This window comes from Nocardioides sp. NPDC087217 (assembly GCF_044744805.1).
Classification (GTDB): Bacteria; Actinomycetota; Actinomycetes; order Propionibacteriales; family Nocardioidaceae; genus Nocardioides.
On the sequence record NZ_JBIUZB010000012.1, the window covers coordinates 58,760 to 71,696 of the forward strand.

The window sequence follows — 12,937 nt, forward strand, 5'->3', positions numbered from 1 at the left end:
ACTCAGGTGTAGCGCCACTAGGTCGTGCTCGCCCTGTTCCCGGGCAGCGGCGGCAGCACGGTTGCGATCTCTCGGCGAGAGGCGATGCCGAGCTTCGTGAAGACCTTCCGGAGATGCCACTCGACCGTGTGGTGGCTGAGATACAGACGGGCGCCGATCTCGGGATTGGTGAGGCCCTCACCTGCGAGGCGAGCGATCTGCTCTTCCTGCGCAGTGAGGGCTGCGGGCGCCGCGACGACCTTCGTGCGAAGCGTCGCCCCCGTGGCCTCGAGCGCGCGGCGGGCGCGCTCAGCGAACGCCTCCGCCCCGAACCGGGTGAGCATCTCATCGGCCGTCAGGAGCTGCGCGCGGGCGTCGACGTCGCGGTCTTCGCTGCGCAGCCACTCTCCGTAGACCAGATGCGCGCGCGCCAGCTCCATGCCGACCTCGGTCCGGGAGAGCCGTTCGATCGCCTCGAGGTAGAGGCTCTCCGCAGCCTCACCCTGACTGAGGAGGGCGCGGGAGCGCGCCTCGACACCCAGCCCCCAGTCCGTGCCGCTGGCCCGTGTCCTGTCCGAGAGCCGATCGAGTGCTTCGGTGGCGCGCGCGGTGTCGCCGCAACGTACGGCCGCTTCGACAAGCTCGACCGACGCCCACCAGGTCGTTCCCGGCTCTTCTTCGTGGCCGGCCGCCGCGCGGGCGGCAGTCATCGCCTCGTCGTACTGCTCGAGCCCGTTGCAGAGCACCGCACGAGCCCACTGTGCCACGGTGACGGCGGCTCCTTGGCCACGTGTCACGGCATCACCCATGATGGCGTCGAACAGCGTGCGGGACTCCTGCTCGCGGCCGCGGAAGGCGGCCAGAGCAAGTGGCATGACGCGCGCCGAGTCTCCGCCGGTCACGTCATAGACCATCGTCACCTCGTCGATGAGTGCCGAGGCAGCTGCCAGCTCCCCGGCGAGGAGGTGTGCGCATGCGCGCGCGTCGAGTGCAGCGGGGAGCTCGCTGAGCGCACCGGACTCGCGGGCCATCGCCACGTGCCGGGATGCGATCAGCCGCCAGCGTTCGTCGTCCCACAGATCAACGGCCATGACCGTGGCGAGCCAGAACCAGGGCGGCACCCCCTTGACGAGATCCATCTCCTCACTGATCGCCGCGAGGACGCGCTGCATCTTCGGCGTCGCGACCGCGTAGCCGTCGGTGAGGTTCAAGGCGACGGCATCCAGCAGATCGTCGGCGAGCCGTGGCGGATCCGCCGGCGGCGCGGCCAACGCCGCTTCACCTACCTCCTGTAGACCTTGTCGTCGCGCGAGACGGCCGGTGAAGATCGCGGCCGCGATGGCGTCGAGGTACGTCTCGCGAGCGAGCGGCACGTCGATCGGCTCGAGCCGGCGAGCGGCGGCGACCAGCAGGGTGGTCGCGTCGTTGCCGCGGTTCTGGGCGAACGCGAGGCTCGCCCGGAGCTGGTCGATCCGCGCGAGCATGAGCTCATCGGTGGGCCCTGCCCCGGCCATCGCCAGCAGGGCAGCTGCCGGTTCGAACGCGCCTGCCTGAAGCTTCGCCTGCGCGGCCTTCAGGGCACGCATCGAGCGTCGGGCCGGGTCTGGTGTGAGCTCCATCGCACGTTCGAGGAATGCGGCCACCGCGGAAGTGCCGCCACGCGCCAGGGCCCGCTCTGCCGAGCGTTCCAGCTCCGAGGCGACCTCCTCGTCGACGCTCGACGCGGCCTGCGCCCGATGCCATGCCCGGCGATCGGGATCGACGTCGGTGTCGATCGAGTCCGCAAGCGCTCGATGTGCCCGCTGCCGATCGTGCACCGAGGCTCCCCGGTACACCGCCGAGCGCACCAAGGGATGTCGGAACCGCACCCGGGTGTCCAGTGTGAGCAACTCTGCTGCGTCTCCGTAGGACACTGCCGCATGGACATCGATCCCCAGTCGCTCGGCCGCACGACGCAGCAGCGCCACGTCGCCCACCGGCTCGGCGGCCGCCGTGAGCAGCAGCAGCCGAGTCTCGTCGGGAAGGAGGTCGAGACGGCGTAGGAAGCCCTGCTCGAGCCGGCTCGACAACGGGGCTGCTGCTTCAGATCCCACGAAACCGCCGGCCAGCTCGACCTCGGTCCACCCCCGAGGCAGCTCGATGATCGCCAGCGGGTTGCCGCGTGCTTCGGCCAAGATCCGATCGCGCATCCGACGGTCACGTGGACCATGAGCGACCGAGTCGAGGAGGGTGCGGGAGTCGGGTGCAGGCAGTCCCGTCACGAAGAGCTCGGGAAGCCCGGTCAGGAGCGGGCTCGATGTGGGTTCGCGGACCGCGAACACCAGCACGACCGATTCCGCCAGCAGCCGGCGGGCCACGAACGACAGGGTCCGTGCCGATGCCTGATCCAACCACTGAACATCGTCGATGAGGCAGACCAGTGGCTGGCTCGCCCCGGCTTCAGCGAGCAGGCTCAGCGTTGCCAGACCGACCAGGAAGGGATCAGGCGGATCCCCGGCTCGCAGGCCGAAGGCAGAGGCGAGGGCAGCGCGTTGGGGCTCCGGGAGATGGTCCATGTCGGCCAGCAGCGGGGCACAGAGCTGGTGCAGGCCGGCGTAGGAGAGCTCCATCTCGGACTGGGCACCGGTAGCTCTTAAGGTCCGCAGTCCGCTGGAACGGTCCAGGAGGTACTTCAGAAGCTCGGTCTTGCCGATCCCCGCCTCGCCCCGCAGCACCAGGGCGGCGCTGCGCCCAGCGCGAGCGCTGGCCAGGAGATCGTCGAGGACCCGACGCTCATCCCGGCGGTCAAGCAGTCGGTCGCGGGTATCGCTAACGGTCACAGGCAGCCTTCACCAGAGAACAGCGGGAAGGAACGTCCGTTGAAGGCACTGTCCACGCACTAACTATCGCGCATGCCAGGGCCCAGGTCGACGACCGGGTGAGTTGAGTCCCCGAAATTGATGGAGCGCAGTCGCCCGCCCAGGTCGTCGCCGGCGTGTGCAGCGGACGAGGTGCGGCCGTCGCCTGATTCCGTGCGTGACTCAGCCGCGCCGATCCGTGCGCTCCTGCGTCACGACGGCTTCGTGCAGGCTCCGGAGTCGTGTCTCGTACGGCTCACGCTCCGGTTCGTCGTCCTCGGGGGCGTCGGAGCTCGCCTGGACGTGTGCGAGCTCGACGTCGATCTCGGCATGGAGATGGCTGTGCTCATCGGACATCGATGTTCCTCCTGTCACGGAGCTGGGCTTTGCGTGGTCGACATGATGACCACGCCCGGACCGGGTTTGTGACACGAGAGGATCCCTGATGACCCCGCTGAAGCACGCCCGTACCGACGTTCTCGACATCGCCTACCACGAAGTGGGGCCGGTCGCGGGACCGGCGGTCGTGCTGCTGCACGGCTATCCCTACGACGTGCACAGCTACACCGAGGTCGCACCTCGGTTGGGCGCACTCGGCTACCGAGTCGTGGTCCCCTACCTCCGTGGCCACGGACCGACCCGGTTCCTCGACCCGGCGACGTCCCGCTCCGGTCAGCAGGCGGCTCTGGGGGCGGATGTCATCGGCCTGCTCGACGCCCTCGACATTCCCGAGGCGGTGCTGGGCGGCTACGACTGGGGTGGCCGGGCGGCGTGCGTGGTCGCAGCACTCCGCCCCGAGCGGGTATCGGGACTGGTCAGTGTCAACGGCTACCTGATCCAGGACATTGCCGCGTCCGCCCAGCCGATCCGTCCCGACCTGGAGGCCGGTTTCTGGTACTTCTACTACTTCCTCACCGATCGAGGCCGCGCCGGCCTGACCGCCAATCGCCGCGAGATCGCTGAGGTGATCTGGCGTCGCAACTCCCCGGCGTGGGACTTCGACCGGGAGACGCTCGACCGCACCGCCGAGGCGTTCGACAACCCCGACTACGTCGAGGTCGTCCTCCACTCTTATCGGCACCGGCTCGGTCGGTCCGCCGGCGCGCCCGAGTACGCCGCGGCCGAGCAGGCCCTCGCGCGGCAGCCCAGGATCTCGGTGCCGACGGTCACCCTCGCCGGGCTGGCCGACGGTAACTTCCCGGTCGCGCCTGGACTCACCGACGTCGACCGGTTCGCCGGCCCGAGGCTCGACCGCCGCGTACCTCACGCTGGGCACAACCTTCCCCAGGAGGCTCCAGAAGCCTTCGTCCAGGCGGTCCTCGACGTCACGATGCTGGCGCGACGTCATGCAGACGCCGCGCCGGACGGCTCGTAGCGGTCGGTCCGACGGCCGCCAGCGGCTGAGTTCCCCACGTCGGATGGTCGAGACACTGCGCACTCACGCGATCCTCGGGGCCAGTTGTCGGTGGGCGGGCCGGGCCGGCCGACGCGCATGCGGCCTCATCGTCGACGCCGCGCTTTCGGCCAGCAGCCCTTCGAGAAGTTTCAGCTCACCGGTACGAGCAGCAACCAGGAAGGCGTCGGTGACCAGCCGATGAGCGTCCGGATCAACCTCGCGCCCCGGGTCGCCATCGAGCCGCTGCTGGGCTCGGCGAGCGAGCTGTCGCGCGTTGGCGGTGGTGGTCCGGAGCACGCCGGCGATGGCGTCGTACGGATAGTCGAACCCCTTGCGCAGCAGATATGTCGCCAGCTCGGCCGGGCTCAGCCTGGCCATCAGCTCACGTAGGAGCTCCTCGACGGTAGCCGCCTGCTCCGCTTCGCGGAGGGGGTCTTGGGCGGGAACGCCGAGATCGGCGAGCGGCAGGTCGGTCGGGATCTCATGGCGGTGCCTGGCCGACTGGATGACGTTGATCGCCAGATGAGTCGTGGTCGTGGTCAGGAACGCTGCCGGATTCTTGATGTCGCGCCGGTCGGTCCGTTGCCAGCGGAGCCAGGCGTCCTGGACCACGTCCTCGGCATTGGCGATATCGCCGGTCACACGCCGCGCGATGCGGAACAACTGGGTGCGCATCGCGAGGAAGATCTCGAGAGCCCGATCCAAGTCGTCGCCGGGTTCTGTCAGGACTGTGGCCTCTCCGCCTGGCGTGGACATCATGGGACTCCTCTTCGTGGAAGGCACCCTTCGGGTTCCGATGGATCCAACTCTCTGTCCACGAGGGGGTCTGGCGCGCCACGGGAAGTCCGTGGTCGATGCGTGGTGAAACCACGTGGGACGGCACCACGGATGCGACCACGCAGCCACGCACCGCACTCCTGTGCGTGGTGGCGCCCAGGGGAGTCACTCGACGGATCCACGGACGATGTCGCGCCGGACGTACGAGAGCCTCCGGGTGGGTGTGAATCCAGACGATTCACACCCACCCGGAGGCTCTCGCTACGTCAACGACCCGCCAGTGCTGCGGATCGCGAGGCTCGTCCCGACCTTCCTGGGACGGGTGGCTGGGGGAGGGGCCGCTCGCTCAGGCCGGGAGGCGTACGAGCCATTCGTCGACCGAGGTCGATCCGACCCGGAGATCCGGGAGCAGGACGGTGTCGCCAGGTTCGAAGACCGTGCCCAGATACTCGGCGGTGTGGTCCACGACCACGTGGCGCAGGTCGTCGGTGGCTCGCATCATCCGCGTGGCCACCTCGGGAAGGGAGAGTGTCTCCGGGCCGGCGACTTCGATCAGTCCGCGTCGGGGAGCGGCGGCGACGGTGCGGGCGACCACGCGAGCCAGGTCACGGGCGGCGACCGGCTGGAGGGTCAGGTTCGGGACGCGCGGGGCCGCCAGCTCCGGATCCGTGAGCACGCTGCCGCTCAGTGCCTCGAGCACGCTCGTGGACCTCACGATGCTGAACGGACCACCGTGGTCGCGTACCAGCTGCTCCTGTCTCTGCTTTCCGCGGAAGTAGTGGCTGTTCACGCGGTCGACGCCGACGACAGACAGGAGGAGGTGGTGCTTGACGCCGGCTGCCTCACCGGCGCGCAACAGATTGGTCGTGGCGGTGCCGAAGAAGCTCTCGGCCTCCGAGTAGGGGATGGCAGGGGGAAGGTTCATGGTGTCGATGACCACGTCCGCGCCTGCGAACGCCTCAGCGAGACCGAGACCAGTGAGGGCATCGATGCCGTGACGTGGCGAGGCGACGACGACCGAGTACCCCTGGTCGTCCAGCGCCTTGGATATGCGCGATCCGATGCGTCCGGCACCGCCGGCGATGACGATCTTCATGTCTAGTTGACCGGGAACCCGGAGGTTCTGTGACAACCGAATCTCTCCGGGTTGGGCCGGCGCCGGCGCTAGGCCCGAGCGCTGCCGATTCCGATGCCGTCCACGCCAGCGTCGAGCAGTGCGCCCGCGAGCTCGCGTCGCGACCTGATCTCGAGCTTCGTGTAGACCTTGCGCAGGTGCCATTCCACGGTGTGCGGGCTCAGGAACAGCTCGGCGCCGATCTTGGGGTTCGTCATCCCACTGGCGGCGAGGGTGGCGATCTGCGCCTCTTGCGCTGTCAGGTGGGCCACCGGTGCGATCTCGCGGGTTCGTACGTGCTCACCGGTGGCGAGCAGTTCGCGGCGAGCCCGCTCTGCGAACGCCTCTGACCGCATCCCGTCGAACATCTGGTGGGCTGTCCGGAGCTGCTCCCGCGCATCCGCCCGTCGGCGGACCCGTCGCAACCACTCACCGTAGAGGAGGTGGGAGCGGGCGACCTCGACCGTCACCCGGTCGAGGTTGAGCTCATCGATGGCGGTGCGATAGAGAGCGTCGGCCTCGTCCGCGTCGTCGGTGAGCAAGGCGCGGCTCCGCGCCTGGATGCCGCGAGCCCAGCCCGTGTCAGCCGCCCGGGTCAGCTCGATCAGCCGCTCGAGCGACTCCCGGGCCAGTCCCAGGTCTCCGCAGCGAACCGCTGCTTCGACATGCTCGACCAGAGAGAGGCCGGTGAAGTTGAAGCCGTCGTGGTCGATGCCCGCTCGTGCGGCCGCGAGCGCGTCCTGATAGCGCGCGAGACCGTTGTACAAGACAGCCTGCACATAGCCGGTGACGCCGAGCAGCGAGACCTCGCCGTGCTCGGTGGCGGTGATCCGAGCCTCCTCGAAGATCCCGGTCGCGGCGTCTTCGTCACCCCGCCAGGCGGCGAGGACCAGCGTGGCGTACGTGTGCGGGGCCTGGCCGGTCGAGGCGGCGATGGCATCGGCCTCCTCGATCATCCGAGCGGCTGCCGCGAAGTCGCCGTAGTGGATCTGGACACCGCCGTAGTAGATGAGCGCGGATGGCAGCACGCTCAGCGCCCCGACCTCGCGAGCCACACGCACCGCGCGAGCCGACAGGGCGTCCCAGGCCGGCAGATCCCAGCGGTAGTGGATGAACGACTCCAGCGCGACCGGAACCGACAGCAGCCAGCGCATGGCCGCGTCCCGGCTGGCGAGCTCCTCGTGGACGAACGGCTCGAACGCCCGCACCAGCGCCGGCACGCCGTCCTCGACCCCTTCGGCGAGCAGCGTCGAGATTCCGTCGAGGAGCAGGTCGGAGGCTTCGGACGCCGAAGGTGGCGCCCCCGAGGTCCGCGCCGCTATCGCGGCGGCCCGGGCACCGTGGGGGCCGTGCACCCGGCCGGCGAACACCGTGGCGCCGATCGCCTCGAGGTAGGTCTCGCGCGCCAGCGGCGACCTCGTGGCTGCGAACCGTGCCGCGGCGTCGAGGAGCAGCGGGGCGGCCTCATCGCTTCGGCTCCGCCCGAAGAGCATGCGAGCGCGCAGACGCGCCAGGCGGGCGCGGTCGAGAGGGCTGAGCGGGCACAGATCGGCAAGCGCCACCAGTTCGGCGGCCCGTTCGGGGGCAGCAGCCGAGAAGTACGCCTCAGCTGCGGCCAGCGCCCGCCGTCCGCGCTGCCATGACTCCGGCGTGAGGGCTGCGGCACGCTCCAACAGCACCGCTTCGGCGGCCATGCCACCGCGCTGGCGAGCGCGGTCGGCGGCCTGCTCCAGACCGAGGGCCACCTCTTCGTCGGGCCCGTCGGTCGCTTGGGCGGCATGCCAGGCACGGCGGTCCGGATCCTGCATGGCATCCGTCGCCGAGGCGAGTGCCCGGTGTGCTGCCCGTCGCTCCTCTGGCGTGGCCCCTCGATAGACGGCGGATCTCGCCAAGGGGTGACGGAAGCGTACGGACTCACCGAACTCGATGAGACCGGCCGCTTTCGCGGGGGCGGCGTCCAGCGGTACGTCGAGAAGCTCGGCTGCGCGAAGGAGCAGTTGTGCGTCGCCCACCGGTTCGGCTGCGGCGAGCAGCAACAAGGTCCGGGTGTTCGTCGGCAGCGAGTCGATACGCCGCGCGTAATCCTGCTCGACCCGGATCGACACCGAACCGGGTGTCGCGGCGTCGCGGCCGTAGGCCAGGTCCGCGGCCGTGCGACCCCGGGAGAGTTCCAGGAGTGCCAGCGGGTTGCCACGGGTCTCGGCGACGAGGCGGTCTTGGACGCGCAGCTCCAGCCGGCCATCGACGGATGCCGCCAGGAGCGCACCCGCCGCCTGCTTGTCCAAGCCGTCGAGCCGAAGCTCCGGGAGGCCGACCAGCGCGGTCGATCCCTCGGGGTCGCGGACGGTGAAGACTATCGCGACGGCCTCGGCGAGCAGGCGGCGCGCTACGAACTCGAGTGTCTGCAGCGAGATCTGGTCCAGCCAGTGGGCATCGTCGACCACGACCAGGACCGGCCGGGTCTCGGAGGCCCGGGTCAGTAGGGTCAGCACCGCCAGGCCGACCAAGAACCTGTCCGGCGGGTCGCCGGCCGCCATCCCGAACGCGACCTGCAAAGCGTCTCGCTGCGGCACCGGCAGACTGTCGACCGTCGACAGGAACGGGGCACACAGCTGGTGCAGGCTCGCGTAAGCCAGCTCCATGTCGGCCTCGATGCCCTGCGTCCTGGCCACCATCACGCCTGACGCCTTCGCCGCGACGTAGTCGAGCAGCACCGACTTCCCGATGCCAGCCTCGCCCCGGATCACGGAGACCGTGGACTTCCCCGCGCGCAGATCCGCCAACACCTCGTCCAGCATCGAGCATTCGTGGTGCCGGCCGACCAGGTTGGGCAGCGGGGTCGCGCTCATCGTGCTCCTGCAGGACTCTGGGCGCGCCACGAAAGGGAGCGCTCTCCAGGCCAACGGTATCGGTCCTGTCACAGCCTGTCGGCCGTCCGCTCGAGATCGGACGACCAGCCACCTGCAGTCAGGAGCCAAGAAGCTCGACGAAGCTCCCCGAACCAGGAGTCAGTCTTCCCACGCCAGGTCGACGTGCCGGATCCTGAAGAGCTGGTATCGGTCGCCCGGGAGGTGGCCCAGCTCTGCGATCCATTCCATGCCGATGCGCTTCGCGGTCGCCTCGGCACGCGCGTTGTCCGGCTGGACGATCGCGAACACCTCGGTGGCGCCGCCCTCGTGCACGGCCCAACGGATCAGCGCATCGCCCGCTTCGGTCGCGTAACCATGCCCCCAGGCCTCGGGCGCCAGCGCCCAGCCGATCGTGATGCTCTCGCTGGCGTGGGGTGCCTGCGTCAGCATGAGGGCACCGATGACCTCAGAGGTGGTCCGGAGGGCGACGGCCCAGTGCCCGAGACAGCTCGTGCTCGTACGGTCGTGGTCCATCCACTCAGCCAGCTGACGCTGCATGCCCTCGGACGACGCAGGCACGTCGACGCCGGGCGCAAGCCAGCGTTTGACCGACGCTGCGCTGTAGATGGCCAGCGCCGAGGCGAGGTCTGCCCGCTCCCACGGGCGGAGCATGAGACGCGACGTCTCGATGATGCGAGTCATGTGAACCACCTCTTGGTCGGATCGGGCGACGAAACCGATGACCGCGCAGGCGCCGCCTGTGTGACAGAAGTGGACGGTCACGGCGCAGGCCGCCCGGGTCCGTGTCACGCGTCGCAGGGCTGCCTGGTCGTCCTCATTGTCTCGATCAGCCACTTCCCGAGAGCAGGACAATGACCATGACCCCAACCACCCGCGCCGCCCGGCGCACGGCCCGCCAGCGTCGTCTTCGCGCCGCCATCCTCCTCAGCACGCTCACGCTCGGCGCGGTGGCGGCGACCCCGGCCTCTGCCCAGGCCGGCGGCGCCGAGCGCGGCGGCAAGCCTGCGATCGTACTGGTCCACGGCGCCTGGGCCGACGCATCCAGCTGGAACCAGGTCGTGCGCAAGCTGCAGTCCCAGGGCTACCCGGTCATCGCGCCGGCGAACCCGCTGCGATCGTTGTCCTCCGACTCCGCCTACCTGAAGGCGATCCTGGAGACGATCGACGGCCCCATCGTGCTCGTCGGTCACTCGTACGGGGCCAGCGTCGTCACCAATGCGGCGACCGGAGACCCCGACATCGAGGCTCTCGTCTTCGTGAACGGCTCCGTGCCAGCGGAGGGCGAGACCGTCGCTGAGCTCGCCGGTCCGGACTCGGCACTCTCGGTCTCCGACCCGACGACGATCTTCGACTTCGTGCCCGGCGACGTACCGCCGGGGCCGGAGAGCGACGTCTACCTGAAGCAGTCGACGTTCCTCGAGTCCTTCGCGACCGGCCTCACCCGGGACCGGGCGGCGGCACTGTGGGCCACCCAGCGACCGGTGACGCTCGGAGCGCTCAACGAACCCTCTGGAGCCCCCGGCTGGGCCACGATCCCGAGCTGGAACCTGGTCGGCACCAAGGACCTGGTCATTCCCGCCAGCGCCCAGCGGGCCATGGCTGCCAAGGCCGGCTCGACGGTCGCTCTCTTCGAGGAGGGCCACCTGGGCCTGATCACCGACCCGAACTCCGTGAGTCGCGTCATCGCCGACGCCGTCCGCGCCACCTCCTGACCCCGAACTCGCCACACACATGGAAAGGAAACACTGATGAACAAGCACTATCTGGAGCCCGAAGCCCAGCAGATGGCCGACGCCACCGCGCAGCCGCCGTACTTCTACGAGATGACCCCGGAGGAAGCTCGCAAGGTCCTCGATGACGTGCAGGCACAGCCCATCGAGAAGCCCGACGTCGACGAGAAGTGGATCTCGGTCCCAGCGCCGGTCGGCGACGTCCGTGTCCGGATCGTCAAGCCGGTCGGCAGCACGAGGGCGCTCCCCGCGATCCTCTACATCCACGGCGGCGGCTGGGTGCTCGGCAACGCCGGAACCCACGACCGGCTGGTTCGCGACCTCGCCACCGGCGTCGAGGCCGCGGTGGTGTTCGTCGAGTACGACCGCTCGCCGGAGGCCCGCTATCCGGTCGCGATCGAGCAGGCCTACGCCACGGCGCAGTGGATAACCTGGAACGGCGCCGAGGAGGGCATCGACGCGACTCGCATCGCAGTCGCCGGTGACTCCGTCGGGGGCAACATGGCTGCGGCCGTGACGATCATGGCCAAGCAGCGCGGCGACGTGACCTTCTGCCACCAGTCGCTCTTCTACCCGGTCACCGACGCGGCACAGGACACCGACAGCTACGTCGAGTTCGCCGACGGCCCGTTCCTGCTCGCCAAGTCGATGGCGTGGTTCTGGAACGCCTACCTTCCCGACGAGGACAAGCGCGGCGAGATCACGGCGTCGCCGCTGAGGGCGACGCTCGAGGAGCTCGCCGGCCTACCCGAGGCGTTCGTCGTCGTCGACGAGAACGACGTGCTGCGCGACGAGGGCGAGGCCTACGCTCGCCGCCTCATCGAGGCAGGCGTACGCACGACGACCGTCCGGTACAACGCGACGATCCACGACTTCATGATGCTCAACCCCCTGCGCAGCTCGGCCGCCTCGACGGGCGCGATCGAGCAGGCAGTCCAGGTCATCCGCAAGGCCCTCGCGGCCTGAGTCGCCACCCCTACTGAAGGAGTAGAACCATGTCTGAACAGTCACCCCTCGTCGTCCTCGTGCACGGCGCGTTCGCCGAGTCTGCGAGCTGGAACGGCGTCATCGAGCGGCTCCACGGCCGCGGAGTCGACGTCGTGGCCGTCGCCAACCCGCTCCGAGGCGTACGGAACGACGCGACCTACCTGCGCGACGTGATCGCCGGTCTCGGCCGCCCGGTCCTGCTGGTCGGTCACTCGTACGGCGGCATCATCATCACGGGTGCTGCGGGCGCCGAGAACCCGTCGGTCGTCGGCCTCGTCTACGTCGCCGCATTCGCGCCCGACGAGGGCGAGAGCGCTTTCGAGCTGTCGTCGCGACAGCCCGGAAGCACGCTGGGCGAGGCGCTCACCGCCTACCCGGTCAGCAGCGGTGGCAACGAGCTCGCGATCCGCCTCGAGGCTTTCCACGAGCAGTTCTGTGCGGACGTTCCCTATGCGGTCGCCTGCCAGATGGCGCGCACCCAGCGTCCCGTCACCGAACAGGCCCTCAAGGACGGTCTGCCGACCGACCGGCCCGGGTGGAAGACGCTGCCGAGCTGGTTCGTCATCGCCGGGGACGACCGAAACATCCCGGCCGCCGAGCTGCGCGAGGAAGCAGCGCGTGCCGGGGCGCGCGGCGTCCGCGAGATCGCAGGCGCGTCGCACGCCGTCAGCGTGTCCCACCCGGACGAGGTGACCGAGGTGATCCTCGAGGCCCTCGCCGGCTGCGCGGCGGCCACCGCCGCCTGACCCCGATCCGCGGGTGGAGCGGCCGGTGACGCCGGTCGCTCCACCCGCGGTCCTGACTCTCGGGTTCCACCGAGGAGAGCGATGGTCCCATGGACGTGACGACCTGCCCCGAGTGCGGTCATCCGGCTGACGTGGTGTGGCGCGCCGTGGTCGAGAGCACCGACGGTCCGATCGAGCATGCCCGGATCAGCTGCCTGCTGGGTCACTGGTTCCTGCTGCCGGTCGAGCGGCTCGCCCGGGCGTGACTGCGACGCACCACCGACCACGCGGCAAGGCGCTGCGTGACAGCGGCAGGCAGGCGGAGGTGACGAACGGGTCCAGTCGCTCTCTGCTTCCGGCCTGGCGGCGCACCGCCCCGGTGAAACCCGGTGATTCCCGTCCTTACCCGCGACTCGACCTCCGCCTGCCACCCGAATCGACCGGACACACCCCGCCGATGTGACGTCACGGGGACGGGGCGTACTCGGTCGAGTAGATGACCAAACCCAACGGAGGAGACAC

General features: G+C 69.6%; 11 protein-coding genes. 5 read left to right on the top strand and 6 right to left on the bottom strand.

Annotated elements, in window-relative coordinates; translation table 11 throughout:
- Positions 1–17 precede the first annotated feature (17 nt).
- Complete coding sequence (locus ACIO3S_RS28670; protein ID WP_400470053.1) at positions 18–2,798, bottom strand: ATP-binding protein; 2,781 nt, start codon at positions 2,796–2,798, stop codon at positions 18–20.
- 201 nt (positions 2,799–2,999) lie between these two features.
- Complete coding sequence (locus tag ACIO3S_RS28675) at positions 3,000–3,173, bottom strand: hypothetical protein (protein WP_400470056.1); 174 nt, start codon at positions 3,171–3,173, stop codon at positions 3,000–3,002.
- 88 nt (positions 3,174–3,261) lie between these two features.
- Here ACIO3S_RS28675 and ACIO3S_RS28680 point away from each other — a divergent pair, with 88 nt between their 5' ends.
- Positions 3,262–4,191 (top strand): alpha/beta fold hydrolase, encoded by a 930-nt coding sequence (locus ACIO3S_RS28680; RefSeq protein WP_400470059.1) that lies wholly within the window; start codon positions 3,262–3,264, stop codon positions 4,189–4,191.
- A gap of 63 nt (positions 4,192–4,254) precedes the next feature.
- Here ACIO3S_RS28680 and ACIO3S_RS28685 read toward each other — a convergent pair whose 3' ends face one another.
- From ACIO3S_RS28685 to ACIO3S_RS28700, 4 genes are all read right to left on the bottom strand, one after another.
- Entirely contained in the window at positions 4,255–4,968 is a 714-nt protein-coding gene (locus ACIO3S_RS28685; RefSeq protein WP_400470062.1) for a sigma-70 family RNA polymerase sigma factor, read from the bottom strand.
- A gap of 367 nt (positions 4,969–5,335) precedes the next feature.
- Positions 5,336–6,085, bottom strand: coding sequence for an SDR family oxidoreductase (locus ACIO3S_RS28690; RefSeq protein ID WP_400470065.1), 750 nt, complete (start codon positions 6,083–6,085; stop codon positions 5,336–5,338).
- 68 nt (positions 6,086–6,153) lie between these two features.
- Positions 6,154–8,952, bottom strand: coding sequence for an AAA family ATPase (locus tag ACIO3S_RS28695; RefSeq protein WP_400470068.1), 2,799 nt, complete (start codon positions 8,950–8,952; stop codon positions 6,154–6,156).
- Positions 8,953–9,111: 159 nt separating this feature from the next.
- Positions 9,112–9,654: a GNAT family N-acetyltransferase gene (locus ACIO3S_RS28700; RefSeq protein ID WP_400470071.1), complete on the bottom strand. Its 543-nt coding sequence runs from the start codon at positions 9,652–9,654 to the stop codon at positions 9,112–9,114.
- A gap of 176 nt (positions 9,655–9,830) precedes the next feature.
- On the opposite strand from ACIO3S_RS28700, the gene ACIO3S_RS28705 reads away from it, so the two are divergent.
- The 4 genes from ACIO3S_RS28705 (at position 9,831) to ACIO3S_RS28720 (ending at position 12,681) form a co-directional block, all read left to right on the top strand.
- Positions 9,831–10,685 carry an alpha/beta fold hydrolase gene (locus ACIO3S_RS28705; RefSeq protein ID WP_400470074.1) on the top strand — a complete coding sequence of 285 codons (855 nt, stop codon included), beginning with the start codon at positions 9,831–9,833 and terminating at the stop codon, positions 10,683–10,685.
- Positions 10,686–10,721: 36 nt separating this feature from the next.
- Positions 10,722–11,669, top strand: coding sequence for an alpha/beta hydrolase (locus ACIO3S_RS28710; protein WP_400470077.1), 948 nt, complete (start codon positions 10,722–10,724; stop codon positions 11,667–11,669).
- A gap of 29 nt (positions 11,670–11,698) precedes the next feature.
- Positions 11,699–12,436, top strand: a complete 738-nt coding sequence (locus ACIO3S_RS28715) for an alpha/beta fold hydrolase (RefSeq protein ID WP_400470080.1) — start codon at positions 11,699–11,701, stop codon at positions 12,434–12,436.
- 89 nt (positions 12,437–12,525) lie between these two features.
- Positions 12,526–12,681 (top strand): hypothetical protein, encoded by a 156-nt coding sequence (locus tag ACIO3S_RS28720; protein WP_400470082.1) that lies wholly within the window; start codon positions 12,526–12,528, stop codon positions 12,679–12,681.
- Positions 12,682–12,937: the final 256 nt, after the last annotated feature.